Source organism: Burkholderia sp. AU31652 (genome assembly GCF_002223155.1).
GTDB lineage: Bacteria > Pseudomonadota > Gammaproteobacteria > Burkholderiales > Burkholderiaceae > Burkholderia.
Genome location: NZ_NKFG01000003.1, coordinates 1,232,405 through 1,258,218, shown reverse-complemented (window position 1 = coordinate 1,258,218; position 25,814 = coordinate 1,232,405). Strand labels below are relative to the sequence as shown.

The window sequence follows — 25,814 nt, the reverse complement described above, 5'->3', positions numbered from 1 at the left end:
TCGCGCCAGCCGTCAACAGCGTTCTTCTTTTCATGCCTGGAGTTTTATTTTGTTTTAATTCAATTGGATATTTTCAGTCCGGGCCCAGTCTCCGGTAAGTCGCAGGTGTTGTCAAAGCAGGTTTATTCTATTTTTCCGATCGACACGATTCTGGTTTCATTTTCTTGCACCGATTTTTTAGAAACTGCATTTTGCGAACGCCGTGACTCGCGTCATGACAACCGGGTTTCGTCATCGTGACGGTCAGCTGAAAAGCCATTCTGCGACCATCTCTATCCAGTCGAGTTCGCCCGCGATATCGATGACGGTTTCGCCGACGATTTCGGCAGTCAATGTGGTCGATACGCCCGTCGCCACCGCCCCGGCAGCAACCGCGTTCGCCTTCGCCATTTCGACCGGCGCGCCCGATCTTGGATCGGCCAGCCGCTCCAGCCAGTCGACGATGTTGGCACGCGCATCCTCTTCATCGACGAAATCATGCCGCTCGAGAAGCGATCGAACACGATCCACGCAAGCGTCTTGCTTCGCGAATCGGATTCGAGATGCCAGTCGACCACACCTGTCCGCCCGGACACCCTGATTTCGAGCCTCGCGGTGAAACAGTAATCGAGGTACTCGATTTCAAGTTTCGACGACATGGTTTTCTCCGGCCAATCTGCCAGTTCTGTACTTACGATGAGCAGCGCCTCGGACTCCCCGACACTGTATGAATCTTCGATGAAATTCGCGCGGTGCATCATGTCCGCGAGCAGTATCGCGATATTCTCGTGACCTGTCGATATCGATCGCCGACACATGACCGCATGCGATTGCCCCACCCTTCCTCACCGCGCTTTTGCTCGCGGTTGAGGTTCTGCCGCGAATCGCTCCGATTTCCTATTTCGGGTATTGTCCTGCCTCGCCGCCGCAATCGCGCTGCTAAACTGGAATCAATAAGGCCGCTTGCGACATCAGAGGAACAATGGCACTCGCCCACGCACAGGAAAATGGCGTAGAAGTCTGGGTTATCCAGCTTCCCGGGCACACACCCTATGCCTATACGCACCTCAAGCGGGTGTTCTCGTCTGACGATACGCGCCATCGGGTCGTGACGATCGACCTGACGAAACTGCTGGCATGTGCCGACCGAGACACGACGGACTACGTGTTGCCGTCCGTTCTGTACTGGGCTCCTGGAAAAGCCGCGGGCATTCGCGAATTCCTCGATCCTGAACAGGACAGGATTGCGGACATGCCGTACATCACGTTTCGCGAGACGAGAACGCGAACGCTGCTCGGCATCCCCGGCCTGTCGAAGGTCGGCGTCGCGTCGTTCCGCAACGGCCAGCATCGCGCACGCTATCTGGCCTATGCAGGCGCAACGACCCTGCCCGTCGAGGTGCACGAGACGGAAGCCGATTTGCTCATGCGGTATTGCGGCGAGTAGCGACGGAGTCCGCTCGGCTTGCGCCCGGCGACGGCCGCACATCGTGCGACCGTTCGCTCGAATGTCGCCAGGCCGCTACGCCCGTATCGCATAGATCCGGTCGGTGACCTCCGTCTGGCCGATGCGGCTCGTCTCGATGCCCGCCAGTTGCCATCCATTGTGTTCATAGAAATCGATCGGGCGTTCGTTGTCCTCCAGCACCTTCAGGTGAACCTTGTCCACGCCAATCGTGCGCGCCCAGGCACGAACGGCTTCGATCATGCGCTTGCCCATGCCGCTTCCGTGATGCGAAGGATGGACGTGCAGGCAGTCGAGCAACAGGCCAAGCACCGGCTCGTGACGTCCGCCAGCGCTCGTCTTCTTCACGCCTGACGCGATCGCGTCAGCGCCTGCTCGCCGGGCGTCGCTGCAACTCGTTGCCCGTGCAACGGGATGCAGGCAAAAAAAATCCCGACACCATCATTGGTCGTCGGGATCGAACGGCCCTGCAAAGCATGAGGGCACGAGGAAGCCGACACATTACACCAATGTAAGACTGTTGCGCGCTGTCGGTTCACGCCAAGTCCCTGTCCCATTCCGCCATTCATGCGCAAAGCGCGGCCGTAAACGAAAAAAGCCTGCTCACGCGGAACGCGAGCAGGCAAGAAAACGGATCAGCATTCGAGGCACGAGGGCTGTCCATGGAAGATAACGGCACGGGGCGCAAGAACCTTAGCTGGGACAGGAAACTCGCAACATCATGTCGGCGGGATACGGCCATCCAATCCCGTGTCGAAGATCCATTGATGAAAACCGGCGACCCGGTGACGATATCCTGTCGCCCGCAACGCTGGCCGCGAACCGTGCGAAGCTCCACCCGGCTCGCTCGTAGCAAAGCACCACTCCGTTCAATCGGCCATGTATGGCAAACTTCGGCTCCGAATCGACGCAGCGCGCACTCTTCATTGCAGGGGAATCATGTACGTCTTGATCTATATCGCAGCAGTCGCTGTCGCGAACCTGATGGTCGCTCATTTCGGACCAGCTGCTACACCGATCATTGCGTTCTTTCTGATCGGACTCGATCTCGCGATTCGAGACCGACTCCATCTGGACTGGCGCGGCCGCGCGCTTTGGTCAAGGATGCTTGCGTTGATCGCGGCCGCTGGCGTTGTCAGTTACGCGCTCAATCCGGCTGCCAAGGAAATCGCCCTCGCGTCTCTCGTGGCGTTCGGTTCGGCGGCCGTAGCAAGTGCAATCGTGTTCCAACTCGCACGTCGCTTTCCGATACTGGCGCGCGCAAACGGTGCGAACGTCGCGGGTGCGGCTGTCGACTCCATCGTCTTTCCGCTGATTGCGTTCGGGGCAGTGTTTCCGACGATCGCCGCATTGCAGTTCGTCGCAAAGGTCGCGGGTGGCGCTTTGTGGTCGTGGGTGGTTTTTCGAAACACTCGAACGGTTCAGGCGGGGATCGCGAGCAATGTGGTTGATCGGTGACGACGAGTTCTGTCCAGATATCGCTGACTACGCTTTGATGGAAGAAGAAATTCGACGCGCAGATACCAGCCCGTGTCAGCTTCAGCGCGTGGAGTAAGCATGCAGACGGTGGAAAGGTTGATTCAGCGTCCCGTCAGGAGCGGTCGCCGCGCGATTTCATATCCCAAGAACCAGCGACGCACCAGCCATATCGTGACGATGCCCACGATCACGCCGGCACCGATATCTGCCAGGTAATGGCCACCAACCGAGAACGTCGATACCAGCATGACCGAATTGAGCGCGAGCGCGACGGGAAAAATGAAGCGAAGATTACGTGTGACGTAGATCAACATTACCGCGACGACTGCATGAAATGACGGTAACGAAACGATTCCCTGCATCGCCATGGGATTCATCACGATGGGCGCCCCACTTCTGGCACTGAAATAATCGGAAAGGTGAGACGCCGGCCCGGAATCGCTAATACCGAAGTACGGGAATGCACTCGCCGCCGGATACCACGTCGAAATCGCAACGACGAATATCAGCGAAATCACGAATATCAGCATCATCTCGCAAAGCTCTTGCTTTCGGCGCAACAGTCCGAATAAAAAGCACAACAGAACCATCTGATATGAAATGGTTTTATATGCAAACACAAGTACTTGCTGAATAACCTCGTAACGCACGACCCATTGGTAGCTTTTCAGCCAATCGAATCCGAATGATTGCTCCCATGCCAGAAGCGCATCCTGGATCTCGGGACGGTTGACGGCTGCCCCGATATACGTCGCAATCACTGCCGCCTGCGCATTCATCGTGACGGTCCGAAAGCAAAGGACCGAGAGCGCGATATCCCGACAACGAAGTTTTTCGGCAATTTCCCGATAGCGCGGGATACGTCCGATGCCGACCAAGACACCGCAGATCAGTAGCGTCATGCCGCACGTCTCGACCGATTGCGGATACCACTCGTGAATGAGGGACAGCCCAAATCGGCCCATGGTCGCGAAATCGACAGCAAACATGACACCCGTCAGTATCCAAGCAATTGCAAACGCCCCCAATACGCTCGTTCTCATATTTTCCCCGGCCATGCTTTTTATTGACGGTGTGTCCGTCCTGTCAGCACATATTCAATCACGCCCGGCAAAAAAATACACTGGGCGTTTGTCATAGGCCAGCCAAATCAGTCATCGCGGGAACGGCACTCGTAGCGGAGGCGGTTGCGGTATATCCAACGTTGAAGGGGCGTTTCCGCGTCTCGACCACCTTGCGTCAATCGAAGGCACTCGCTTAGCCGGTCGACACTCGCACCACTGTTACCTCATTCGAACTGTCGAGCGCGACGTGCATCGCCTCGCACGTGCTATCCGGGGAAGGAATCGAAGGGAGCGCCCAAGTGCGCGATCCGCGCAATCGCCCTGCGTTCGAATGCTCCGCTCGCCGGAAACCGCAAGATCGAATGCATTGACCTCGCACAACCGCAAGGCCGGTCACATTCGCGTGAAGCGCGCAATGCAGCGCCGGAAGATGCGCCGCAAGGTAATCGAGCAGTTCGAGATCACGCCGGCGCTTGCGGCACGCCCCGATCGGTTGGAGGCGATTCGGCACGAAGGAATGCCTGTCCGTGTTCACGCCGAAGTGCGGCACACACTACACGCGCGACGGATTCAAGGGATGCCGAGGGAAGTTGATGGGCGAAACGATCGAGGTGGAGGTCATTGCCGGTCGATTCGCATTCCATGACTTGCGCGCATATTACGCACCCAACATTAGAGCGAGCGCGGCGCCCTGCCCGACTGGCATGCGAACCCGGCGACAACCGCACGGGTGTACGACCGAAACAAAATCGGAAAGCGCTGTGAATTCCATTTTGTGAAATGCCAAAACAAAAACGGCACTGTCTTTTGGGACAGTGCCGTTCTTAACAACTTGATACTGCTTGGAATTCTGTGGGGTGGCTGATGGGACTCGAACCCACGACGACAGGAATCACAATCCTGGACTCTACCAACTGAGCTACAGCCACCACTGTTACTGCTTTTTGTTCTTCGCTGCTTTTGTGTTTCAGCAGCGAAGAACAAGATTATACGAACACTTTTGAATCTTGCAAAGCTTTTTTTTCAAAAACTTCTTCGGCCTCGTTCAGATGCGCGCGCGCCTCGTCGAACACGGCCAGATCAGCGCGCGCGAGCTTCTTGTTGTCGGACAGCACACGACGCCAGCCGCGTGCGCCGGGCATGCCGCGATACAGTCCGAGCGCGTGCCGCACGATCGCGCCGAGGTAGGTCCCGCGCTTCAGTTCGGCCGCGCAGTATTCGATCAGCTTCGCCTCGGCCTCTTCGCGCGTCGGCACCGCCGCGGTCGACCCGTAGAAGCGCGTATCCACCTCCGCGAGCACGTACGGGTTGTGATACGCCTCACGGCCAAGCATCACGCCATCGACATGCTCGAGATGCTGCGCAACCTCGTCGAGAGTCGTGATACCGCCGTTGATGACGATCTCGAGCGACGGAAAATCGCGCTTCAGCTGATACGCATAGTCGTACTTGAGCGGCGGGATCTCACGATTCTCCTTCGGCGACAGCCCCTTCAGGATCGCGTTGCGCGCATGCACGACGAACGTTTCGCAGCCAGCCTCCGCCACCGTACCGACGAAGTCGCGCACGAACGCGTAGTCCTCGACCGCGTCGACCCCGATCCGGTGCTTGACCGTGACCGGCACCGACACCGCATCGCGCATCGCCTTCACGCAGTCGGCAACGAGTTGCGGCTCATTCATCAGGCACGCGCCGAACGCGCCGCGCTGCACGCGCTCGGACGGGCATCCGCAATTCAGGTTGATTTCGTCGTAGCCCCACTGCTCGCCGAGCTTCGCCGCGCGCGCGAGATCGTCCCGCTCGCTGCCGCCCAGCTGCAGCGCGACCGGCGATTCGTTCGGCGTGAACGCGAGATGCCGCTGGGCATCGCCGAACAGCAGCGCGCCCGTCGTGATCATCTCCGTATACAGCCACGTGTCGCGCGTCAGCGTACGGTGGAACGACCGGCAATGGCGGTCAGTCCAGTCCAGCATGGGCGCGACGGATACGCGGCGGGGAGGAAGTGAAGACGGTACGGACATGGATTTCGGGCAACAGGCCAGCGGCGCGGAAACAACCGGGTATTTTACCGCAACACGGGCCATGCCTGCCCGGCACGCGTGCTACCCCTCACCCAGCTCCGCATCGACCGCCCGCCGGGCCTCGTCGAGCACGCGCTCGATCACGCGCCGTTCGGTCAGCAGCATCCCGTCGACCTTGACGAGCCGCCAGTCGATCCGCACCGCGTCGCCCTGCAGCACGCGGTAATGCGCATGCTCGCCGTCCCAGACCTGCTCGGTCTTCACCTCGATCTCGAAGCCGCGATACGGCTCGCTGAAATCGCCGAGGTCGCTGCCTCTCGGTTCCATCGCACGCTCCGTGGCGACGCAGCGCCAGGCCGCCCGGGCGGCCGGCGCCGTGCGCTCAATCGTATTCGTCGGATAAAAAGGACTTGCCATCGGCCGTCAGGTCGACCCGGTCGGCCGCCGCCTGGTAGATCAGCCCCTCGTTCAGCAACGCGTAGACGACGTCGTCGAACACGGCGGGAACCGGCCGGCTTTCACCGAACTGGTCGATCCATTTCAGCGCCTCGATGGCTTCGGGGGAAAGGATGGGGGTCATGCGTTGGCCTCCGGCATCGGTGTCGCTCCATCCTAGCACTTCGTCCGGACGTCGAATACCAAGGCAAACGCGCTGCGCCAATGCCGGGCGGCGCCAACGGGCAGGTTGCCCGCGGCGCCGCGCCGTTGCAGCACACGCGGGCTCAGAGGCGCGCGATCGAGACTTCGGTCGATTTCACGAGCGCGACGACTTCCGCGCCCACCTTCAGTTCGAGTTCGTCAACCGAACGGGTCGTGATCACCGACGTGACGATGCCGAACGGCGTCTCGACGTCGACCTCGGAGACCACCGATCCGCGAATGATCTCCTTGACCTTGCCCTTGAACTGGTTACGTACGTTGATTGCAGTGATGCTCATCAGGTTGATCGCTCCGAAGAAAAAGATCTCAGAACGGGCGGCCGCTGCCGCCCGGATTTAAACGGCCCAGCGGATCTGCCCGACCGGTCGAACGTTGTCTGCCTCATGCGGTGCGTCGTGGTCGGCCGCACCGGGCCCGCCGGCGAGCACGCGTTTCAGCACGCGATCCTCGAGCGCCGCAAACGCGGCCGACGCGCGGGCGCGCGGCCGGTCGAGCGGCACCGGCTGATCCAGCGCCACCCGCCCCTGCTCGATGAGCAGGATGCGGTCGCCAAGCGCGACGGCCTCCTGCACGTCGTGCGTAACGAGGAGCGCGGTAAATCGATGCTCGCGCCACAACCGCTCGATCAGCGCGTGCATCTCGATGCGGGTCAGTGCGTCGAGCGCGCCGAGCGGCTCGTCGAGCAACAGCAGTTGGGGCCGGTGCACGAGCGCACGGGCCAGCGCGACACGCTGCCGCTGGCCGCCCGACAGTTGCGCGGGCCAGTCGTTCGCGCGTTCCAGCAGGCCGACTTCATCGAGCACCGCGCGTGCCTGGTCGCGCGCGCCGCGCCCGAGGCCCAGCATCACGTTCTGCAGCACGGTCTTCCACGGCAGCAGGCGCGCGTCCTGGTACATGATCCGCGTATCGAGTTCGCCGCCGCCCTCGCCGCGCGTTTCGAGCGTGCCGCTGCTCGGCTGCTCGAGTCCCGCGACGAGACGCAGCAGCGTCGATTTCCCGCAACCGCTGCGGCCGACGATCGCGACGAAACTGCCGCGCGCGATGCCGAGCTCGACGTTGTCGAGCACCGTGCGTGCCCCGAAGCGCTTGCTGACACCCGACAGCGTCACGGCATCGTCGGTTGCCGGGCTTCCTGGCCGTCGCCGCGCGAGCGGAACGACGGATGCACTGGCGTCACGTTCGAGAACCGCTGCGTCCCGCGCGTCACCGTCCGCGACACGCGCCTGCGCCAGCTCGGCCTCGAGGTCTGCGCCGGCAAGCGGGCCGTAGGCGGCCGCCGAAGTCGTCGCATTCATGCCTTTGCTCCTGATTGATAAGCGGGGTGCCAGCGCAGCGTCACGCGCTCGAGCCATTTCGCCAGCACGTCGGCCAGCTTGCCGAGCACCGCGTATAGCAGGATGCCGACCACCACCACGTCGGTTTGCAGGAATTCACGCGCGTTCATCGTCATGTAGCCGATGCCCGACTGCGCGGAGATCGTTTCCGCGACGATCAGCATCACCCACATCAGCCCGAGCGCAAAGCGCACGCCGACGAGAATCGACGGCAACGCACCGGGCAAAATCACGTCGCGGTACAGCGCAAAGCCGCGCACGCCGTAGCTCTTCGCCATCTCGATCAGGTTCGCGTCGACCGAGCGGATCCCGTGATACGTGTTGATATAGACCGGGAAGAACACCCCGAGCGCAACGAGGAACAGCTTCGCCTTCTCGTCGATGCCGAACCACAGGATCACGAGCGGAATCATCGCGAGCGCCGGGATGTTGCGGATCATCTGGATCGTCGAATCGAGCGCGACCTCGGCCGCCTTCGACAAGCCGGTCGCGAGCCCCAGCACGAGGCCGACGCCGCCGCCGATCGCGAAACCGAACAGCGCGCGCCACGTGCTGACCTTCACGTTCGCCCACATTTCACCCGACGTCACGAGCGACCAGGCCGCTCGCACGACCGCCACGGGTTCGGGCAGCACGCGGGTCGACAGCCAGCCGATGCGCGCGCCGACTTCCCAGGCCGCCAGCAGCGCGAGCGGCACGAGCCACGGCGCGACGCCGCGCCATGCGCGGGCGGCCAGGGCCGCGCCCGTCGTCGACGTTTTCGTTGTCATCGCAGGCCTCCTGTCGCTCAGCTCTGGGCCGCTTTCGGCAGATAGCTGTTGCCGACGATTTCGCCGAACGGGCCCGACAGCGGGCCGGTCGCCTTCGCCGCGCCGTTGCCCTTGATCAGCGGGAATACGAGTTCCGCGAAACGGTACGACTCCTCCAGGTGCGGATAGCCGGACAGGATGAAGGTCTCGATGCCGAGATCCGCGTATTCGCGCATGCGCTCGGCGACCTGCTCCGGGTTGCCGACGAGTGCGGTGCCCGCGCCGCCGCGCACGAGGCCGACACCGGCCCACAGGTTCGGGTACACCTCGAGCGCCTCGCGGCCGCCGCGCTTGCCGCCGTGCAGCGCGGCCATCCGGCGCTGGCCTTCCGAATCCATGTTCGCGAACGCCTTCTGCGCGCGTGCGATGGTTTCGTCGTCGAGGCGGCTGATCAGGCGCTCGGCGTCGCGCCATGCTTCGTCCTCGGTCTCGCGCACGATCACGTGCAGACGAATGCCGAACTTGATCTTGCGGCCGCGCGCCTCGGCGCGGGCGCGAATATCGGCGATCTTCTTCGCGACGGCCTCGGGCGGCTCGCCCCAGGTCAGGTAGGTGTCGATGTGATCGGCCGCGATCTCGTGCGCAGCCGGCGACGAGCCGCCGAACCACAGCGGCGGATGCGGACGCTGCACGGGCGGATACAGTGCCTTGCCGCCCTTCGACTGCAGATGCTTGCCGATGTAGTCGAACCCGCCGTTGTCGTGCGACGCGGACAGCAGCCCGCGCCAGATGTTCAGGAAGTCGTCGGTGATTTCATAGCGCGTGTCGTGATCCGCGAACAGGCCGTCGCCTTCGAGCTCGGCGGCATCGCCGCCCGTCACGACGTTGATCAGCAGGCGGCCGCCCGACAGGCGGTCGAAGGTCGCGGCCATCCGCGCCGACAGCCCCGGCGATGCGATGCCGGGACGGATCGCGACCAGGAATTTCAGGCGCTGCGTCGCCGGGATGAGGCTCGACGCAACGACCCACGCATCCTCGCAGGAACGGCCGGTTGGCAGCAGCACGCCCTCGTAGCCGAGCGTATCGGCCGCCACCGCGACCTGCTTGAAGTAATCGTAATCCGCGGCGCGCGCACCTTCGGCCGTACCGAGGTAGCGGCTGTCGCCGTGCGTGGGGATAAACCAGAACACATTCATCTGCTGCTCCTGCTTGACTGTCCTTGCCGGAATTTGAAAAAGACACCGCCCTGCTCGCGTCGCGGATGCGCAGCGCATGCATGGTGTGCGTTCGAATCGGGATGGCTCGCCGGTCAGGCCGTGCAGCGGGCGAGGACGCGATTGCACGGCTGTTTCTGGGAAATCAGTCTAGGGATCGGTGCAGGGCTTTGGAACGATTTTTTTGAGCTTAGGTTTTCCGCTTTCGTGATTAGCACGACGCTGGAGCGAATATCGCGGCGGGCGGGCCCTATAATGGCGCACCTATCCGAATAACTCCGCGCGGACGGCCCCGGCCGTGCGCGCCTGCGGTGCACTCATCGATGCAGAAAGTCATCCTGCCATTCCTGTCCGGCTTCCTGGCCGCCCTGTTCTTCCGCGAAGCCACGCTCGCCCTCCTTCATACGGCCGACCTGATCGCCGCAACCGGCTTCTCCACGCAGCCGTTCGCGCCGCTCGGCATTCCTGAATTTGTCGCGAATGCGCTGATCAGCGCGTGCTGCGCGATCCCGATGGCGTGGCTGCTGCGCGTCTCGCCGGAGCGCGAGGCCTCGTGGATCGGCGCGCTGGTGTTCGGCGGCATCGTGCTGACGGCCGCCCGCGTGTTCGCGATCGATCCGCTGCGCGGCATCTGGCCGTCGGGCAACATGATGCCCGTGCTCGCGGCCGGCTTCGCGGCGAACGCGGTATGGGGCTTCGGCGCCCTCGTGTTCATGCGCGCGTTCATGTCGGACGACGCAGGCGACGAATAACGCGGCGGCAAGCGCTGCACCCTTCGCCGCCCGCCGGTCGACACCCATGCAAAAGGCCGCCTGCTCGTGCAGGCGGCCTTGTCGTTTCCAGCGCGCGCTTCGGTCAGTCCGACCGACGTCAGTCCTGCAGTTTCCGCAGCGGATGCGTGTCCGGCGTCCACGGGCTGTCGAACATCGCGAGCACGTCCGCGCGGTCGATATCGGCGGACGACTTGAAGCGCCAGGCCGGCTGGTGGTCCTTGTCGACGATCAGCGCGCGCACGCCTTCGATCACGTCGCCGCGCGCGAACGTCGAGCGCGTGAGATCGAGATCGCGCCGCAGGCAATCGGCCATCGTTGCCCCGCGTGCACGTTCGACGACTTCCAGCGATACGGCCATCGACAGCGGCGACAACTGTTCGCGCATCGCGTGGGTCGCCTTCTCGACCCAGCCGTCGACGGCCGCGCAATCCTGCTCGGTGTCGAGCGACGCGAGGATCGCGCCGATGTCCGGCTGCGCGAAATGCCGGTCGATTCCGGCGCGCGCGTCGGCCAGCGCCGACGTGTCGGGCGTCGGCACGACCTTGTGTGCGGCCGCCGCGTCGGCCACGCACGCGACCGCCTGCTCGCCGCTGTCGATGCGCGCACTGCGCAGCGTATCGAGCAGCGCCGGCAGTGCGGCATCGGGCAGATAGACGTCGGCGAGCTGCGCGTACAGCGCGCCGGCCGCGTCGAGCGTCGCGCCGGTCACGGCGAGATAGCGGCCGAGCGCGCCGGGCGTGCGTGCGAGGAACCAGCTCATCCCGACGTCCGGGAACAGGCCGATACGGGTTTCAGGCATCGCCATCTTCGTCGAGTCGGTCACGACCCGCAGGCCGCCCGTATGCCGCGCCGCCTGCGAAATCCCCATGCCGCCGCCCATCACGACGCCGTGCATCAGCGCGATATAAGGCTTCGGGTAGGTGAAGATCGTGTGGTTCAGCGTGTATTCCTCGATGAAGAACGTGTCGACCGCATCGCGGTCGCCGCGCTGCCACGCATCGTGGAAGAAGCGCACGTCGCCGCCCGCGCAGAACGCGCGCGGATGCGGGCTGTGCACGACGACCGCGACGACTTCCGGATCGTCGCGCCACGCGTCGAGCGCCTGCTGCATCAGCCGGATCATGCCGACCGACAGCGCGTTCAGCGCCTTCGGCCGGTTCAGTTCGAGAAAGCCGATGCGGTTCGCGACAGTCGCGCGCACGTCGGGCTGAGTGGATTCGGCGGAAACGGCAGCGGAAGTGGAATCGGTCATGAGAGTCATCCGGCAAATGGCAGTCGCACGCTCAGTGCGCCTGCATCTTCGAGAACAGGTTCAGCACCACGACGCCGGCGATGATCAGGCCGAGGCCGATCACGGCCGGCAAGTCCGGCACCTGGCGATAGAGCAGCATCGCAACGAGCGTGATCAGCACGATGCCCGCGCCCGACCAGACGGCATAGATGATGCCGACGGGCATCGTGCGCAACGTGATCGACAGGCAGTAGAACGCGATGCCATAACCGGCCACGACCAGCAACGACGGCCAGAGGCGCGTGAAGCCGTCCGCCGCGCGCAGCGCCGACGTGCCGATCACTTCCGCGACGATCGCGATCGCGAGCCATGCGTAACCGGGAAGCTGCATCGCTCAGCTCCTTGCGAGGGCCAGCACGGCGTAGTCGTGGCCGAGCTCGGCACACAGCGCCTCGACGACGAATTCGTGGTCCGCGCGCTGCGGCAGCCCCGACGCGGTGATCGAGCCGATCACGCCGGCACCGGCGACGGTCAGCGGGAACGAGCCGCCGTGCGGCGAATATTCGGCGATCGGCAGCCCATGCTTGTCGGCGAGCGTCGCACCGGCCTGCTGCATGCGCAGGCCGATCGCGTACGAGCTGCGGCGGAAATGGGCGACGACGTTGCGCTTGCGGCGTACCCAGTCGGCATTGTCGGGCGTGGCGCCAGCCAGCGCCGCGTAGAACAGCGGCTGGCCGAACGTAACGATGTCGATCGCGATCGCATGGCCGCGCGACGTCGCGAGCGCGTGCATCCGGCTGCCGAGCGCCCATGCGCGGGCCGGGTCGAAATGGGGAAATACGAGCGCCTGTTCCTGCGCGCCGATCGATTGCAGATCGTGAGCGATGTCCATGAATCCGTCGGTACAGTAATGAGAGTCGCAACAGCGCCGAAGCGATCGCGCACGGCCCCGCTGTCGAAGAAGCGAAACAAACCGCTCGATTCTAGCGCACGCACCCGCCGTACCGGCCCCACAAGCAGCGACAAGAAATTGTCAGAAACCGCTTGCACGCATTCGGGTTACTCCTTATAATTCATTTTTTCGACGGACGCGGGGTGGAGCAGTCTGGCAGCTCGTCGGGCTCATAACCCGAAGGTCGTAGGTTCAAATCCTACCCCCGCAACCAACCGACCAGAATTACTTACGCAAAAAGCCCGGCTCCGCGCCGGGCTTTTTGTTTTCCCGCCGCACGCCCCGTCCCGCTTCGCGCGACACGCGGCCTGCACGCGCAGGCGTTCAAGAATGCCGCGCCCCGGTGATACACTCGCATCACCTCGTCCCTTCCACTCGACATGAAATTCTGCTCCGTCTGCGGTCACGAAGTCATCGCGCGCATTCCTCCGGGCGACAACCGCGAGCGCTTCATCTGCGATCACTGCGGCACGATCCACTACCAGAATCCGCGCAACGTCGTCGGCACGGTTCCGGTCTGGGGCGATCAGATCCTGCTGTGCCGCCGCGCGATCGAACCGCGCTACGGGTTCTGGACGCTGCCCGCGGGCTTCATGGAAATGGGCGAGACGACGGCCGAAGCCGCCGCGCGCGAAACGCTCGAGGAAGCCGGCGCGCGCGTCGAGGTGCAGAACCTGTTCACGCTGCTCAACGTGCCGCACGTGCACCAGGTTCACCTGTTCTACCTCGCGCGGCTCACCGATCCGGCGTTCGAGGCCGGCGAGGAAAGCCTCGAAGTGAAGCTGTTCGACGAAGCCGACATCCCGTGGGACGAAATCGCGTTCCCGACCGTCAGCCAGACCCTGCGATTCTTCTTCGCCGATCGCGCCGCGGGCGACTACGGCGTGCACACCGGCGATATCTTCCGCTCGCTGCGCAACGGCTGAGCCCCCGCCCCATGGTCCCCTGGCTCGGCCCGGACGATCCGTTTCCGCCCATCGAACGCGCGCTCGGTCCCGCGACCGGCGCGCCCGGGCTGCTCGCCGCGAGCGCCGACCTGCTGCCCTCGCGCCTCATCGACGCGTACCTGCGCGGCATCTTCCCGTGGTATTCGGACGGCCAGCCCGTGCTGTGGTGGAGCCCCGACCCGCGCATGATCCTCGTGCCGGCCGAATTCAAGGTGTCGCCTTCGCTGCGCAAGACGCTGAAGCGCGTGCTGCGCGAGCCCGAATGGGAAGTGCGCGTCGACCACGACTTTCCGGGCGTGATGCGCGCGTGCGCGCAGGCGCCGCGCCGCGGGCAGCGCGGCACGTGGATCACGGCCGAGATCATCGATGCGTACACGTCGCTCTACCGCTCCGGCAACGCGCACAGCATCGAGACGTGGCACGACGGGCGGCGCGTCGGCGGCCTGTACGGCGTATCGTTCGGGCGGATGTTTTTCGGCGAATCGATGTACGCGGACGCGACCGATGCGTCGAAAATCGCGCTGGCCGCGCTCGTCGCGCACCTTCGCGAGCAGGGGCTGGAAATGATAGACTGCCAGCAGAATACGTCGCATCTAGCGTCGCTCGGCGGCCGCGAGATCGCACGCAAGGCCTTTGTCGCTCACGTGCGCAGCGCGGTAGCCGAACCGCCGATTCCGTGGCAGTTCGACAAGCGCGTGCTCGCCGCGCTGACGGGCCGCGCCGAAACGGCGGCCCCCTCCGGGATCGAGCGCTAGCGCGGCACTCCCTCCCTGCAACGAGAGCTGCCCATGACTCACCCGACTGAGCTGCCGCTTTCACCGCTTTCGGCGCTGCAATTCTATGCAACGGCGCCCTATCCGTGCAGCTATCTGGACGGCCGCGTCGCGCGCTCGCAAGTCGCGACGCCGAGCCACCTGATCAACTCCGACATCTACACCGAGCTCGTGAAAGCCGGCTTCCGGCGCTCGGGCGTCTTCACGTATCGTCCGTACTGCGACGGCTGCCGTGCCTGCGTGCCGGTGCGCGTCCCCGTCGCCGCGTTCGCGCCGTCGCGTACGCAGCGCCGGATGTGGAAGCGGCATCGCACGCTGGTCGCGACGGTTTCGCCGCTGCACTACGACGAAGAGCACTACGCGCTCTACATGCGCTACCAGTCCGCGCGCCACGCGGGCGGCGGCATGGATCGCGACAGCCGCGACCAGTACGAGCAATTCCTGCTGCAGAGCCGGATCAACTCGCGCCTCGTCGAATTCCGCGACCTCGACGCCCCGGGCGGCGAGCCCGGGAAGCTGCGCATGGTCAGCATGATCGACATCCTCGGCGACGGGCTGTCGTCCGTCTACACGTTCTTCGAGCCCGACGACCGGCACACGAGCTACGGCACCTACAACATCCTGTGGCAGATCGAGCAGGCGAAGAGCCTCGGCCTGCCCTACGTGTACCTCGGTTACTGGATCCGCGAGAGTCCGAAGATGGCCTACAAGGCGAACTTCCACCCGCTCGAAGGGCTGATCGACGGCCGCTGGAAGATACTCGATCCGGAACGGATCGACCTGCCGCCCGTCGATGCGGCGCTGGCCCGTGCGCCGTTGCCGGGCGGGCATTCCGGCTCGGGCTGACGCGCGCCGCGGGGGTGACGAAGCGAAGCGCGCCCCTGCCGCCCAACTCCCGGTAAAATAGCGGGTTGTCATTCATTCCGGCTGTCCGCCCAATTCCCGTGTTCAGTTCCCTCTATCCGCTGGCCCGCGCATCCCTGTTCAAGATGGATGCGGAAGACGCTCACCACCTCACGCTGCGCGCGCTCGGCGCGGCCGGCCGCACGGGCCTTGCCTGTGCGCTGTCGGCGCGCGTGCCCGACGCGCCGCGCACCGTGATGGGGCTCACGTTCCGCAACCCGGTCGGCCTCGCGGCCGGCCTCGACAAGGATGGCGCGGCCATCGACGGCCTCGCGGCGCTCGGCTTCGGCTTCATCGAGGTCGGGACGGTCACGCCGCGCCCGCAGCCCGGCAACCCGCGCCCGCGGATGTTCCGCCTGCCGCAGGCCGAAGCACTGATCAACCGGATGGGCTTCAACAACCACGGCGTCGACCAGTTCGTGAAGAACGTCCAGGCTGCCCGCTATCGCGGCATCCTCGGCCTGAACATCGGCAAGAACGCCGATACGCCGATCGAGCGCGCCGCCGAGGACTACCTGTACTGCCTCGAGCGCGTGTACCCGTTCGCGAGCTACGTGACGATCAACATCTCGTCGCCGAACACCAAGAACCTGCGCCAGCTGCAGGGTGCGGGCGAGCTCGACGCACTGCTCGCGGCGCTGAAGGACAAGCAGCAGCGCCTCGCCGACCTGCACGGCAAGCTCGTGCCGCTCGCGCTGAAGATCGCGCCCGATCTCGACGACGAACAGGTCAAGGAAATCGGCGACACGCTGCTGCGCCACAAGATCGAGGCGGTCATCGCCACCAACACGACGCTGTCGCGCGCGGCTGTCCAGGGCCTGCCGCATGCGGACGAAGCCGGCGGCCTGTCCGGCCGCCCCGTGTTCGACGCGTCGAACGAAGTGATCCGCAAGCTGCACGCCGAAGTCGGCAGCGAAGTGCCGATCATCGGCGTCGGCGGCATTTTCTCGGGCGAGGATGCCCGGGCGAAGCTCGCGGCCGGCGCGGCGCTGGTGCAGCTCTACACGGGGTTCATCTACCGCGGTCCCGCGCTCGTCGCGGAATGCGTGAAGGCCGTCGCCCGCGAACGCACCGCGTAATATAGCCATAAACAAACGATATTTAGAGGTCGATTGCATTTTTGCTATCATTGGCCTCGATATCAGAATCAATGACCCGGACAGGGCAAGGAAACACACGATGAAAATTGCGCTGCTGAAGAAGCTGCTGGTTGCCGGCCTGATCGGCACGTCGTTCGCCGCTGCCACCGCGCATGCGGCCGACCTTCTCGACCAGGTGAAACAACGCGGCACGCTGCGGGTCGGCCTCGAAGGCACGTTCCCGCCGTTCAACTCGAAGAACCCGCAAGGCGAACTCGTCGGCTTCGACGTCGACATCGCGAAGGCCGTGGCCGCGAAGCTCGGCGTGAAGGCCGAATTCGTGACGACCGAATGGAGCGGCATCATCGCGGGCCTGCAGGCCGGCAAGTTCGACGTGATCGCCAATCAGGTCGGCATCACCGACAAGCGCAAGGAAACGCTCGACTTCTCGCCGGCGTACACGTACTCGTCCGCGCAGCTGATCCAGCGCAAGGACGACACGCGTGACTTCAAGTCGCTGGAAGACCTGAAGGGCAAGAAGCTCGGCGTCGCGCTCGGCACGAACTACATGGACATGGCGAAGTCGGTGCCGGGCATCGACGTGAAGACGTACCCGGGCGCGCCCGAGTACCTGCGCGATCTCGCGGCCGGCCGTCTCGACGCGGCGCTCAACGACCGCCTGATGCTCGCGTACCTGACGAAGAACTCGCAACTGCCGCTGCGCCCGGGCGCGAACGTCGGTTCGGCGAACCCGTCGGGCATCCCGTTCAAGAAGGGCAACCCGAAGTTCCAGAAGGCGATCGACGACGCGATGGCGCAACTCGAGGCCGACGGCACCTTCACGAAGATCTCGGACAAGTGGTTCGGCATCGACGTGACGAAGCCGATCAAGTAAGCACGCCTGCATTTCCCGCCTGACGGCGGGCCGGAAAGGGCGGCATCCGTAACGATGCCGCCCTTTGTTTTATTCGTCCGGTTTATGATTGCGCTTTCGCGCACGCATTCGATTCGTATTCCATGTCGACAACGTCCCTGCTCGTCCAATCGCTGCCGGTGCTCGCCCAAGGCGCCGTTCTGACCGTCAAGTTCGCCGTGCTGTCGATGGTGTTCGGCCTGCTTGGCGCCGTCGTGCTCGCGATGATGGGCATCCGGCAAAGCGAAGCGCTCGACGGCTTCGAACGCATCTGGGTCAACGCGCTCGCGTGGCTCGCACGCGCGTATGTGAGCCTGATGCGCGGCACGCCGCTGCTCGTGCAGATCTTCGTCATCTATTACGGGCTGCCGAGCCTCGGCATCTCGCTCGACCCGACGCCCGCCGGCGTCATCGCGCTGTCCGCGAACGTCGCGGCCTACATGTCGGAAAGCATGCGCGGCGCGATCAACGGGATCGCACGCGGTCAATGGCTGGCCGCGTACAGCCTCGGGCTGTCGTGGGGGCAGACGCTGCGCTACGTGATCGGCCCGCAGGCGCTGCGCATCGCGGTGCCGAGCCTGTCGAACAGCCTGATCAGCCTGATCAAGGACACGTCGCTCGTGTCCGTGATCACCGTGACCGAACTGCTGCGCAGCGCGCAGGAAGTGATCGCCGCGACCTATCAGCCGCTGCCGCTCTATCTCGCCGCCGCGGCGGTGTACTGGATCCTGTGCCAGATCCTCGAATGGGTGCAGCGCTGGTACGAAAAGCGCCTGTCGCTGCCGTCGCGGCACTGAGCGCACGCCGTGCACCGGGCCGCTCGCGCGTGCCCGGCTCCCGCCTTCCCGCTTACTCGCCCGAATAACGCACGCCAAGCGCCGCTCGCGCGGCATCGGTCATCGCGATCATCTGCCGCGAATGGTCGTGCGTCATGATCGGGCTTTCGGTCTGGCCCGCGCGCAGCAGGTCGCAGAAATGCGCGGTCTCGTAGTTCAGCCCGCCGCCGTCGACCGGCGCATCGAGTTCGACGGTGCGCCCGTCCGCATAACGAATCGTCGCACGCGCGGGGTTCCACCATTTCTCGTGAATCGTCACGTGGCCGCCGGCCGCGGCGATCAGCGCGTCGCCGCGCCCCATCACGTCGAGCCCGCAAAAGAGCTGCGCGATCCCGCCGTTCGCGTGCACGCTGTTCAGGCTTGCGAACAGGTCGACACCCGTTGCGCCGACGCGGCCGAGTGTCTGCACGTCGCGCGCCGCACCGAGCCAGTCGACCGCGAGAAACGCCTCGTAGATCCCGATATCGAGCAGCGCGCCGCCCGCGCGATCGAGACGATAGACGGCATGGTCGTCCGGCACCGATGACGACGCGCACCCTGCCCGCACGAGCCGGATCTCGCCGATCGGATCGTCATGCAGATGCGCACGTAACTGACGGTACAGCGGGAAGAACGGCGGCTTCATCGCCTCCATGAAAAGCCGCCCGGCGTCGCGTGCCGCACGCAGCACGGTGTCGAGCTGCGCCGCGTTCAGCGTCGCGGGCTTTTCGCACAGCACGGCCTTGCCGGCAGCAAGCGCGGCCAGCGTGTACTGCGCGTGACTGTCATGGAGCGTCGCGATGTAGACCGCGTCGATATCGCTCGCGAGGAGTGCTTCGAGGCTTGCAGCAGGCGTACCGCCGTACGCTTCGCAAAAGTCTGCCGCGGCATCGGCGCGGCGGGCCCAGGCACCGGCGAGCGTGGCGCCCGGCACGTGCGCGAGGCTTTGCGCGAAACGGCGCGCGATGCTGCCTGCGCCAATGATGCCGAAGCGCACCGTGCGATGGTCGTTGTCGTTCATCCTGATCTTCCGTGTCGGTCGTATGACGATGGCCGGCACGCTGCCGGCCGGCCGTCATGATAAACGGCCCGCGGCACACGGATGAGCGATTCGCGCAGCGTCAGGCGCGCATGGGCACGTCGACGGAGAAATCGCGCGAGATCTCGTCGGCGCTGAAATCGATCAGCGCGAGCGAAGCGGCTTCGGCTTCGCGCGGGTCGCGCCGCTCGATCGCATCGACCACACGTGCATGCGCCTTCACGACGACGTCGTGTGCACCTTCCTTCTGCACGACACGCGGATTCACGAGACGCACCGCACCGCGCACGATCGCCGCCATCTGCTGGAAGAACTGGTTGCCGCTCGCCTGCACGATCCGCGTGTGCAGCAACTCGTCCGCCGTGTCGTAGCCGGAGTCGCCCGGCTGCAGCACCTTGAACGCATCGAACGCTTCGCGGATGCTCGCGATGTCGGCAGCCGTCGCACGCACCGCCGCCTGCGCGGTCGCGCGCGGTTCGATCAGCATCCGGAATTCGATGACGTCGCGCATGAACTGCGGATCGGGTTTCGCCCGGAATCGCCAGCTCACCACGTCTTCGTCGATCATCCGCCAGTCGCGCATCGGCCGCACGCGCGTGCCGACTTTCGGACGCACGTCCAGCATGTCGCGCGCAAGCAACATCGATAGCGCTTCCCGCATCACGGTGCGACTCACATCGAACTCTTTCGACAGCACGTCCTGCGGCGGCAAGATGCCGCCGTACTTGTCCTCGACGATACCCGAGACAAGCCCATCCATCACTTTCGCGACCAGTGACCGGTCTTTGCCCTGCTCCATGACACCTCCCCGTGCGTCGATTTGCGAACACCTGCTCCGCAGTTCCGCCGGCCCTGGTTACGACTGTTCTTATGATCTATAAGTTGATGAGTTCGAGGATATTTCGCTATCTGGTAAACACCTGACAGGGTTATCCCTCTTTTTGACCGGGTGATTTATACGGCTAAAAATAAGGCCCGGGAAGCGCATTGCGCCTACCGGGCCCCGATTTCCACAAGATTTAAACATTCAGTCCATTACGACGCGACACATCATTACGGACTGCTTTCCATATCTTTCAATTAGCCGAATAAACGATCGTTTCAACGCCGTTTTCCGTGCCGAGCAAGCACAGATTCGCACCGCGCTCGGCGAACAGGCCGACCGTCACGACGCCCGGCCATGCATTCACCTGCGCTTCGAAACCACGCGGATCGGCGATCTGCAGCCCCTTCACGTCGATGATCTCGTTGCCGTTGTCGGTGATATACGGCGCACCGTCCTTCGTCACGCGCAGCACCGGCACGCCGCCGAGCGCGGTCACGCGCCGGCCGATCGCCGTGCGCGCCATCGGCACGACTTCGATCGGCAGCGGGAACGCACCCAGCACCGGCACGCGCTTGCTGGCGTCCGCGATGCAGACGAACGTATCGGCCACCGATGCGACGATCTTCTCGCGCGTCAGCGCGCCGCCACCGCCCTTGATCATCGCGCCGCTCGCGTCGATCTCGTCGGCGCCGTCGACGTACACCTGCAGCGAGTCGACCTCGTTCAGGTCGAACACCTTGATGCCGTGCGACTTCAGGCGCTCGGTGGTGGCGACGGAGCTCGACACGGCGCCGCGATAGCGCGCCTTGACGACGGCGAGCGCGTCGATGAAGCAGTTGGCGGTCGAGCCGGTGCCGACGCCGATCACGGCACCTTCCGGCACGTTCTGGATCACGTAATCAGCGGCGGCCTGGCCGACGAGGCGTTTGAGTTCGTCTTGAGTCATGGAATGGTGATGCTGCGGGATTGCGGAAAACCGCCAGTTTACCGGACTCGGATGACGGCCCGGGTTTTTCGGCGTGCCGGGCACGGCGGATTCAGGGTGCGCCCGCTGCGGGCGCGTTGTCCGCCGGTTGCGTGCCGGGAAAGTACTTGTCGAGCAACGCCTGCGCGATCGCGTCGGTTTCGGCGTCCGGGTTGCCTGCATAGTCGGACGGCCTGAAATGCATCTGGAAGGCCGCGAACACGCGTCGCGTGCGTGCGTCGAGCACGCCATCGGTGGCCACGTCGTAACCGTAGCGCGCGAGCTTGAGCTGCAGTTCGCGCACGTCGACCGGCGCATGCGGATCGCGACCGCCGAGCCGCGCGGCCACGACCGCATCGTCCGGCCACGCGCCGACGCCGGCCAGGGCCAGCGCATGCCAGGGAAACAGCGGCCCCGGATCGATCTTGCGTTGCGGCGCGATGTCGCTGTGCCCAACCACGCGCGTCGGCGGAATCCCGTAGCGCGCGACGATGTCCTTCGACAGCCGGGTCAGCGCCGCGACCTGTTCGGGCGGATAAGGCTGCCAGGTGCGGTTTTGCGGATCGAGCGGCCCGCGGTTCACGTTCTCGATGCCGATCGACACCGCGTTCAGCTCGGTCGTGCCCTGCCACTCGCTGACGCCCGCGTGCCATGCGCGCTCCGATTCCGGAACGAGCTGGAAGACGACCGGCCTCCCGCGCTCGATGCGCGGCTGCGGCGGGATGACGTAATGCACGCTGACCGAATCGCCCGTCAGCGTGCGCAGCGATTTCGCCTCGTCGCTTTCGGTGTAATGCATCACGAGAAAGCGGATCCGCGCATCGGCGCCGCGCGCGTGCAGGCTCGTGTCGGCGTAGTAAGTACCGCGTTCGACGAGCGACGGCGACGTGCAGGCAGCCAGCAGGCACAGCACCGCGCAGGATGCGCCAGCGCGAAACAGGGTCATCGGTCGCGAGCTCCGGAGAGCCGCGTGCCGCAGCGGATCGCGGCACGCGTCGTTCGGTTCATTCGAGGCCCGCGCAGGGCGCGCGGGACGGGCTGCGTCAGCCCTTCACGCGCCGCTGGCGCACGGCTTCGTACAGGCACACGCCGCTTGCGACCGATACGTTCAGGCTTTCCACGCTGCCGGCCATCGGAATGCTCATCACTTCGTCGCAGGTGTCGCGCGTCAGCCGGCGCATGCCTTCGCCTTCCGCGCCCATCACGAGCGCGACGGGGCCGTCGAGCTTGGTTTCGTAGAGCGTCGCCGATGCCTCGTCCGACGTGCCGATGATCCACACGCCGGCCTCCTTCAGCTCGCGCAGCGCACGGGCGAGGTTCGTCACCGTGATGTACGGCACCGTATCCGCCGCACCGCTCGCCACCTTGGCCGCGGTTGCGTTCAGGCCGACCGCGCGGTCGCGCGGTGCGATCACCGCATGCGCGCCGGCCGAATCGGCGACACGCAGGCACGCGCCGAGGTTGTGCGGATCGGTGACACCGTCGAGCACCAGCAGCAGCGCCGGGCCCTGGATGCCGTCGAGCAGCTCGGACAGGTTCTGCGCGAGCGGGATGTCCTCGACACGCGCGACGACACCCTGGTGACGCTCGGTATGCGCGAGGCCCCACAGGCGCGTTTCGTCGGCTGCAATCAACCGCACGCCCGCTTCCTTCGCGGTGTGCAGGAAGTCCTGCATGCGGCGGTCGCGGCGCGTCTGGTCGTACAGCACCTCCGCAACCGTCGATGCATCGTGCCGCAAACGTGCGGTCACCGCATGAAAACCGTAAAGAACCTTCAGACGTGACATGACTGGAACAACCTTCGATCAAACGTGCGGCCGCGCGACGCGCGCAGCCGCGATCCATGGAAAAGGAAAGCGCCGCGTTGCCGGCTGATGACCGGTCACGCGGCGTCTCTCGATACTGCAGGGCGGGCGCTGGCGCCGCCCCGCACGCTCAATACTTCTTGCGGGCGCGCGTCTTCTTCGCGGTCGGCTTCGCCGCTGCACCGCCACCGCTGCTACCCTTCTTGCGCGCGGCGCGCGCTTCATTCACCGCAACGCTCGGCGCACTCGCGGCCTTCTTGCGGCGCGGCACGGGATCCTCCACCTGCGGCAGCGTGCGTACGCGCGGGCCATTGCCGCGGTCGACACCGCCGCCAGCGGACGCCGGCGCGGGCGACGGACGCGGCGCCTTCACCGGCGTATCGCGCACGAGGCGGAAGTCGATCTTGCGTGCATCGAGATCGACGCGGCTCACCTGCACGCGCACGCGATCCGACAGGCGATAGCGGATGCCCGTGCGTTCACCGCGCAGCTCGTTCTTGATCTCGTCGTACTGGAAGTAGTCCGAGCCGAGTTCCGTGACGTGCACGAGCCCTTCGATGAACAGCGTATCGAGCTGCACGAAGATGCCGAACGACGTGACGCCGTTCACCATCCCGCCGTACTCCTCGCCGAGCTTGTCGCGCATGAAGTAGCACTTGAGCCAGGCCTCGACGTCGCGCGACGCTTCATCCGCGCGGCGCTCGTTCGCCGAGCAGTGCAGGCCGAGTTCTTCCCAGATCGCCGTGTTCGAACGCGAGCGGCCGCGCGATTCGTCGTCGGCCTGCTGCATCGCGCGAGCGCGCGGCGACAGCGCGGTGTTCAGCTCGAAACCTTCCGGCGCCTTCGGCACGTATTTCTTGCCCGACAGGATCGCGTAGATCGCGCGGTGCGTGAGCAAGTCCGGATAACGACGGATCGGGCTCGTGAAGTGCGCGTACGCCTCGTAGGCCAGGCCGAAGTGACCGATGTTGTCCGGACTGTAGACGGCCTGCTGCATCGAGCGCAGCAGCATCGGCTGCAGCATCTGCGCATCGGGCCGGTCGCGGATCTGCGCCATCAGCGCCGCGTAGTCGCTCGCATGCGGCTTGTCGCCGCCGCCGAGCGACAGACCCATGCCGCGCAGGAACGCACGCAGGTTCTCGAGCTTCTCCGGCGTCGGCCCCGCGTGCACGCGATACAGGCCCGGATGCTTGTTGCGCTTCAGGAAATCGGCCGCGCAGACGTTCGCGGCCAGCATGCATTCCTCGATCAGCTTGTGCGCATCGTTACGCTGGCGCGGCACGATCTGCTCGATCTTGCCCTGCGAGTTGCAGACGATGTAGGTCTCGGTCGTGTCGAAGTCGATCGCGCCACGCTTCTGCCGCGCGGCGAACAGCGACTTGTAGACGCCGTACAGGTCCTGCAGGTGCGGCAGAAGATCCGCGCGGCGCGCAGCCTCCGGCCCCTTCGTGTTCGACAGCACGGCGGCGACTTCGGTGTACGTCAGGCGCGCCGCCGAATGGATGACGGCCGGATAGAACTGGTACGCCTTGATCTCGCCGCGCGCGGTGATCACCATGTCGCACGCGAGCACGCAGCGGTCGACCTGCGGATTCAGCGAGCACAGGCCGTTCGACAGCTTCTCCGGCAGCATCGGAATCACGCGGCGCGGGAAGTAGACCGACGTGCTGCGCTCGAGCGCGTCGGCATCGAGCCCGCTGCCCGGCTGTACGTAGTGCGACACGTCGGCGATCGCGACGATCAGCCGGTAGCCGTCGCCGCGGCCGACCTTGACCGGCTCGCAGTAGACGGCGTCGTCGAAGTCGCGGGCGTCCTCGCCGTCGATCGTCACGAGCGGCACGTCGCGCAGGTCGACGCGGAAACGCAGGTCGGTCGGCCGCACCTTGTCGGGCAGCGCGGCGGCTTCGTCGAGCGCCGGCTGGCTGAACTCATGCGGCACGCCGTACTTGCGCACCGCGATTTCGATTTCCATGCCCGGATCGTCGATGTCGCCGAGCACCTCGACGACACGGCCGAGCGGCTGCGAATGGCGGCTCGGGAAATCGGTCAGCTCGACGACGACGACCTGCCCGACCTTCGCCTTCTTCACGTTCTGCGTGATCAGGATGTCGTGGCCGATACGCTTGTCTTCCGGTGCGACGATCAGCGCGCCGTTCTCGTTGAGCAGGCGGCCGATCACGCGCTTGTTCGCGCGCTCGGTGACTTCGACGACATGCCCTTCCGGACGGCCGCGGCGATCGTAGCCGACGATCCGCGCGAGCACGCGATCGTTGTGCATCACCTTCTGCATTTCGCCGTTCGGCAAGAACAGGTCGTCCTGGCCGTCGTCGCGGATCACGAACCCGTAGCCGTCGCGATGCCCCTGCACGCGCCCGGCGACGAAGTTCGACGGATGGGTCAACTGGTAGTGGCCGCGCTTGTCGAGGCGGATCTGGCCGTCGCGTTCCATCGCGGCGACACGCCGGAAGAACCCCTCGCGCTCCTGACGCTTGATCGACAGTGCTTCCGCGATGTCGTTGGCGGCCAGCGGCGCGTCGCTCGTACGCAGCACGCCGAGAATTTCTTCACGGCTCGGAATGGGGTACGGATATTTGCTCAAGGGTTTGTCGATGGTTGTTCTCGTTGCGTTGATTGATGGTGCACGGCATCAACATAGAGGTGTCCGTCAGACAGTTCTATATTGACGGCGGCGGGTCATTCTATCACCCGCCTGTGTCGCCAAATGACCGGAATGCCGCCGGCAGGCATGGTGGAGCCAGGTTTGCGATGCATCGCAAAAAAGTGTTGACACGAATAATTGGGGCGCTATAATTTCGCTTCTTTGCAGCA

At 64.8% G+C, this 25,814-nt stretch carries 27 protein-coding genes, 2 tRNA genes and 1 pseudogene; 10 read left to right on the top strand and 20 right to left on the bottom strand.

Going from position 1 to position 25,814, the window contains the following annotated elements; all coding sequences use genetic code 11:
- Positions 1 to 243: 243 nt before the first annotated feature.
- Positions 244 to 510: a hypothetical protein gene (locus tag CFB40_RS08510; RefSeq protein ID WP_256976586.1), complete on the bottom strand. Its 267-nt coding sequence runs from the start codon at positions 508 to 510 to the stop codon at positions 244 to 246.
- 451 nt (positions 511 to 961) lie between these two features.
- Here CFB40_RS08510 and CFB40_RS08505 point away from each other — a divergent pair, with 451 nt between their 5' ends.
- Positions 962 to 1,426, top strand: coding sequence for a plasmid fertility inhibition factor family protein (locus CFB40_RS08505; protein ID WP_089425330.1), 465 nt, complete (start codon positions 962 to 964; stop codon positions 1,424 to 1,426).
- A gap of 75 nt (positions 1,427 to 1,501) precedes the next feature.
- Here CFB40_RS08505 and CFB40_RS08500 read toward each other — a convergent pair.
- Positions 1,502 to 1,753 (bottom strand): annotated as a pseudogene (locus tag CFB40_RS08500) (GNAT family N-acetyltransferase); the annotation flags it as partial.
- Positions 1,754 to 2,383: 630 nt separating this feature from the next.
- Between CFB40_RS08500 and CFB40_RS08495 the strand changes: the two are divergent.
- A complete protein-coding gene (locus tag CFB40_RS08495; RefSeq protein ID WP_089425329.1) occupies positions 2,384 to 2,902 on the top strand; it encodes a VUT family protein in 519 nt (172 codons plus the stop codon).
- A gap of 122 nt (positions 2,903 to 3,024) precedes the next feature.
- Here the strand turns inward: CFB40_RS08495 and CFB40_RS08490 are convergent, their stop codons facing one another.
- From CFB40_RS08490 to ssuD, 9 genes are all read right to left on the bottom strand, one after another.
- Positions 3,025 to 3,912: a phosphatase PAP2 family protein gene (locus CFB40_RS08490; RefSeq protein WP_174974602.1), complete on the bottom strand. Its 888-nt coding sequence runs from the start codon at positions 3,910 to 3,912 to the stop codon at positions 3,025 to 3,027.
- A gap of 928 nt (positions 3,913 to 4,840) precedes the next feature.
- Positions 4,841 to 4,916, bottom strand: a tRNA-His gene (locus tag CFB40_RS08480).
- Positions 4,917 to 4,973: 57 nt separating this feature from the next.
- Positions 4,974 to 5,960 (bottom strand): tRNA dihydrouridine(20/20a) synthase DusA, encoded by a 987-nt coding sequence (gene dusA, locus CFB40_RS08475; protein ID WP_071334403.1) that lies wholly within the window; start codon positions 5,958 to 5,960, stop codon positions 4,974 to 4,976.
- A 129-nt stretch (positions 5,961 to 6,089) separates the two neighbouring features.
- A complete protein-coding gene (locus CFB40_RS08470; RefSeq protein WP_089425275.1) occupies positions 6,090 to 6,335 on the bottom strand; it encodes a hypothetical protein in 246 nt (81 codons plus the stop codon).
- A 55-nt stretch (positions 6,336 to 6,390) separates the two neighbouring features.
- On the bottom strand, positions 6,391 to 6,588 hold the full coding sequence (locus CFB40_RS08465) for a hypothetical protein (protein ID WP_089425274.1): 198 nt from the start codon (positions 6,586 to 6,588) through the stop codon (positions 6,391 to 6,393).
- Between the two features lie 142 nt (positions 6,589 to 6,730).
- On the bottom strand, positions 6,731 to 6,946 hold the full coding sequence (locus CFB40_RS08460; RefSeq protein ID WP_006476104.1) for a TOBE domain-containing protein: 216 nt from the start codon (positions 6,944 to 6,946) through the stop codon (positions 6,731 to 6,733).
- Positions 6,947 to 7,003: 57 nt separating this feature from the next.
- Positions 7,004 to 7,963 (bottom strand): ATP-binding cassette domain-containing protein, encoded by a 960-nt coding sequence (locus CFB40_RS08455; protein WP_089431019.1) that lies wholly within the window; start codon positions 7,961 to 7,963, stop codon positions 7,004 to 7,006.
- On the bottom strand, positions 7,960 to 8,772 hold the full coding sequence (ssuC, locus tag CFB40_RS08450; protein WP_089431018.1) for an aliphatic sulfonate ABC transporter permease SsuC: 813 nt from the start codon (positions 8,770 to 8,772) through the stop codon (positions 7,960 to 7,962). Before ssuC ends, CFB40_RS08455 begins: the two co-directional genes overlap by 4 nt.
- Positions 8,773 to 8,789: 17 nt before the next feature.
- Positions 8,790 to 9,947, bottom strand: a complete 1,158-nt coding sequence (ssuD, locus tag CFB40_RS08445; RefSeq protein WP_089425272.1) for an FMNH2-dependent alkanesulfonate monooxygenase — start codon at positions 9,945 to 9,947, stop codon at positions 8,790 to 8,792.
- Between the two features lie 341 nt (positions 9,948 to 10,288).
- On the opposite strand from ssuD, the gene CFB40_RS08440 reads away from it, so the two are divergent.
- Positions 10,289 to 10,717, top strand: a complete 429-nt coding sequence (locus tag CFB40_RS08440) for a hypothetical protein (protein WP_006484223.1) — start codon at positions 10,289 to 10,291, stop codon at positions 10,715 to 10,717.
- A gap of 118 nt (positions 10,718 to 10,835) precedes the next feature.
- Here CFB40_RS08440 and CFB40_RS08435 read toward each other — a convergent pair whose 3' ends face one another.
- Genes CFB40_RS08435 through CFB40_RS08425 form a run of 3 tightly spaced genes read right to left on the bottom strand, consistent with a single transcriptional unit; the run spans position 10,836 to position 12,861 of the window.
- Positions 10,836 to 11,990 (bottom strand): enoyl-CoA hydratase/isomerase family protein, encoded by a 1,155-nt coding sequence (locus tag CFB40_RS08435; RefSeq protein WP_089431017.1) that lies wholly within the window; start codon positions 11,988 to 11,990, stop codon positions 10,836 to 10,838.
- A 31-nt stretch (positions 11,991 to 12,021) separates the two neighbouring features.
- Entirely contained in the window at positions 12,022 to 12,360 is a 339-nt protein-coding gene (locus CFB40_RS08430; RefSeq protein WP_039358831.1) for a DMT family transporter, read from the bottom strand.
- 3 nt (positions 12,361 to 12,363) lie between these two features.
- Positions 12,364 to 12,861, bottom strand: a complete 498-nt coding sequence (locus CFB40_RS08425) for a heme-degrading domain-containing protein (RefSeq protein ID WP_089425270.1) — start codon at positions 12,859 to 12,861, stop codon at positions 12,364 to 12,366.
- A gap of 197 nt (positions 12,862 to 13,058) precedes the next feature.
- On the opposite strand from CFB40_RS08425, the gene CFB40_RS08420 reads away from it, so the two are divergent.
- The 7 genes from CFB40_RS08420 (at position 13,059) to CFB40_RS08390 (ending at position 18,333) form a co-directional block, all read left to right on the top strand.
- Positions 13,059 to 13,135: transfer RNA gene (locus CFB40_RS08420), tRNA-Met, on the top strand.
- A 166-nt stretch (positions 13,136 to 13,301) separates the two neighbouring features.
- Positions 13,302 to 13,847 (top strand): NUDIX hydrolase, encoded by a 546-nt coding sequence (locus CFB40_RS08415; protein ID WP_089425269.1) that lies wholly within the window; start codon positions 13,302 to 13,304, stop codon positions 13,845 to 13,847.
- An 11-nt stretch (positions 13,848 to 13,858) separates the two neighbouring features.
- A complete protein-coding gene (gene aat, locus CFB40_RS08410) occupies positions 13,859 to 14,623 on the top strand; it encodes a leucyl/phenylalanyl-tRNA--protein transferase (RefSeq protein ID WP_069247864.1) in 765 nt (254 codons plus the stop codon).
- A 33-nt stretch (positions 14,624 to 14,656) separates the two neighbouring features.
- Entirely contained in the window at positions 14,657 to 15,487 is an 831-nt protein-coding gene (locus CFB40_RS08405) for an arginyltransferase (protein WP_089425267.1), read from the top strand.
- Between the two features lie 98 nt (positions 15,488 to 15,585).
- Positions 15,586 to 16,623: a quinone-dependent dihydroorotate dehydrogenase gene (locus CFB40_RS08400; RefSeq protein ID WP_021161559.1), complete on the top strand. Its 1,038-nt coding sequence runs from the start codon at positions 15,586 to 15,588 to the stop codon at positions 16,621 to 16,623.
- A gap of 100 nt (positions 16,624 to 16,723) precedes the next feature.
- Positions 16,724 to 17,518, top strand: a complete 795-nt coding sequence (locus CFB40_RS08395) for a cystine ABC transporter substrate-binding protein (RefSeq protein ID WP_039358847.1) — start codon at positions 16,724 to 16,726, stop codon at positions 17,516 to 17,518.
- A gap of 122 nt (positions 17,519 to 17,640) precedes the next feature.
- Positions 17,641 to 18,333 carry an amino acid ABC transporter permease gene (locus CFB40_RS08390; RefSeq protein WP_006484207.1) on the top strand — a complete coding sequence of 231 codons (693 nt, stop codon included), beginning with the start codon at positions 17,641 to 17,643 and terminating at the stop codon, positions 18,331 to 18,333.
- Positions 18,334 to 18,385: 52 nt separating this feature from the next.
- Here the strand turns inward: CFB40_RS08390 and CFB40_RS08385 are convergent, their stop codons facing one another.
- The 6 genes from CFB40_RS08385 to rnr form a co-directional block, all read right to left on the bottom strand.
- Positions 18,386 to 19,372: a Gfo/Idh/MocA family protein gene (locus CFB40_RS08385; RefSeq protein WP_089431016.1), complete on the bottom strand. Its 987-nt coding sequence runs from the start codon at positions 19,370 to 19,372 to the stop codon at positions 18,386 to 18,388.
- A 100-nt stretch (positions 19,373 to 19,472) separates the two neighbouring features.
- Positions 19,473 to 20,189: a FadR/GntR family transcriptional regulator gene (locus CFB40_RS08380; RefSeq protein WP_089425265.1), complete on the bottom strand. Its 717-nt coding sequence runs from the start codon at positions 20,187 to 20,189 to the stop codon at positions 19,473 to 19,475.
- A 277-nt stretch (positions 20,190 to 20,466) separates the two neighbouring features.
- Positions 20,467 to 21,162, bottom strand: a complete 696-nt coding sequence (gene rpiA, locus CFB40_RS08375; protein ID WP_011351848.1) for a ribose-5-phosphate isomerase RpiA — start codon at positions 21,160 to 21,162, stop codon at positions 20,467 to 20,469.
- A gap of 91 nt (positions 21,163 to 21,253) precedes the next feature.
- Positions 21,254 to 22,126, bottom strand: a complete 873-nt coding sequence (locus CFB40_RS08370) for an N-acetylmuramoyl-L-alanine amidase (protein ID WP_089431015.1) — start codon at positions 22,124 to 22,126, stop codon at positions 21,254 to 21,256.
- A gap of 97 nt (positions 22,127 to 22,223) precedes the next feature.
- Positions 22,224 to 22,967, bottom strand: coding sequence for a 23S rRNA (guanosine(2251)-2'-O)-methyltransferase RlmB (rlmB, locus tag CFB40_RS08365; protein WP_011351846.1), 744 nt, complete (start codon positions 22,965 to 22,967; stop codon positions 22,224 to 22,226).
- A 148-nt stretch (positions 22,968 to 23,115) separates the two neighbouring features.
- A complete protein-coding gene (gene rnr / locus CFB40_RS08360; RefSeq protein WP_089425263.1) occupies positions 23,116 to 25,584 on the bottom strand; it encodes a ribonuclease R in 2,469 nt (822 codons plus the stop codon).
- Positions 25,585 to 25,814 lie beyond the last annotated feature (230 nt).

Bases quoted from the DNA above. Each gene is read 5' to 3' on its own strand.
- CFB40_RS08505 (WP_089425330.1), top strand. From the start codon at position 962: ATGGCACTCGCCCACGCACAGGAAAATGGCGTAGAAGTCTGGGTTATC.
- CFB40_RS08495 (WP_089425329.1), top strand. From the start codon at position 2,384: ATGTACGTCTTGATCTATATCGCAGCAGTCGCTGTCGCGAACCTGATG.
- CFB40_RS08490 (WP_174974602.1), bottom strand. From the start codon at position 3,912: ATGTTTGCTGTCGATTTCGCGACCATGGGCCGATTTGGGCTGTCCCTC.
- dusA (WP_071334403.1), bottom strand. From the start codon at position 5,960: ATGCTGGACTGGACTGACCGCCATTGCCGGTCGTTCCACCGTACGCTG.
- CFB40_RS08470 (WP_089425275.1), bottom strand. From the start codon at position 6,335: ATGGAACCGAGAGGCAGCGACCTCGGCGATTTCAGCGAGCCGTATCGC.
- CFB40_RS08465 (WP_089425274.1), bottom strand. From the start codon at position 6,588: ATGACCCCCATCCTTTCCCCCGAAGCCATCGAGGCGCTGAAATGGATC.
- CFB40_RS08460 (WP_006476104.1), bottom strand. From the start codon at position 6,946: ATGAGCATCACTGCAATCAACGTACGTAACCAGTTCAAGGGCAAGGTC.
- CFB40_RS08455 (WP_089431019.1), bottom strand. From the start codon at position 7,963: ATGAATGCGACGACTTCGGCGGCCGCCTACGGCCCGCTTGCCGGCGCA.
- ssuC (WP_089431018.1), bottom strand. From the start codon at position 8,772: ATGACAACGAAAACGTCGACGACGGGCGCGGCCCTGGCCGCCCGCGCA.
- ssuD (WP_089425272.1), bottom strand. From the start codon at position 9,947: ATGAATGTGTTCTGGTTTATCCCCACGCACGGCGACAGCCGCTACCTC.
- CFB40_RS08440 (WP_006484223.1), top strand. From the start codon at position 10,289: ATGCAGAAAGTCATCCTGCCATTCCTGTCCGGCTTCCTGGCCGCCCTG.
- CFB40_RS08435 (WP_089431017.1), bottom strand. From the start codon at position 11,990: ATGACCGATTCCACTTCCGCTGCCGTTTCCGCCGAATCCACTCAGCCC.
- CFB40_RS08430 (WP_039358831.1), bottom strand. From the start codon at position 12,360: ATGCAGCTTCCCGGTTACGCATGGCTCGCGATCGCGATCGTCGCGGAA.
- CFB40_RS08425 (WP_089425270.1), bottom strand. From the start codon at position 12,861: ATGGACATCGCTCACGATCTGCAATCGATCGGCGCGCAGGAACAGGCG.
- CFB40_RS08415 (WP_089425269.1), top strand. From the start codon at position 13,302: ATGAAATTCTGCTCCGTCTGCGGTCACGAAGTCATCGCGCGCATTCCT.
- aat (WP_069247864.1), top strand. From the start codon at position 13,859: ATGGTCCCCTGGCTCGGCCCGGACGATCCGTTTCCGCCCATCGAACGC.
- CFB40_RS08405 (WP_089425267.1), top strand. From the start codon at position 14,657: ATGACTCACCCGACTGAGCTGCCGCTTTCACCGCTTTCGGCGCTGCAA.
- CFB40_RS08395 (WP_039358847.1), top strand. From the start codon at position 16,724: ATGAAAATTGCGCTGCTGAAGAAGCTGCTGGTTGCCGGCCTGATCGGC.
- CFB40_RS08390 (WP_006484207.1), top strand. From the start codon at position 17,641: ATGTCGACAACGTCCCTGCTCGTCCAATCGCTGCCGGTGCTCGCCCAA.
- CFB40_RS08385 (WP_089431016.1), bottom strand. From the start codon at position 19,372: ATGAACGACAACGACCATCGCACGGTGCGCTTCGGCATCATTGGCGCA.
- CFB40_RS08380 (WP_089425265.1), bottom strand. From the start codon at position 20,189: ATGGAGCAGGGCAAAGACCGGTCACTGGTCGCGAAAGTGATGGATGGG.
- rpiA (WP_011351848.1), bottom strand. From the start codon at position 21,162: ATGACTCAAGACGAACTCAAACGCCTCGTCGGCCAGGCCGCCGCTGAT.
- CFB40_RS08370 (WP_089431015.1), bottom strand. From the start codon at position 22,126: ATGACCCTGTTTCGCGCTGGCGCATCCTGCGCGGTGCTGTGCCTGCTG.
- rlmB (WP_011351846.1), bottom strand. From the start codon at position 22,967: ATGTCACGTCTGAAGGTTCTTTACGGTTTTCATGCGGTGACCGCACGT.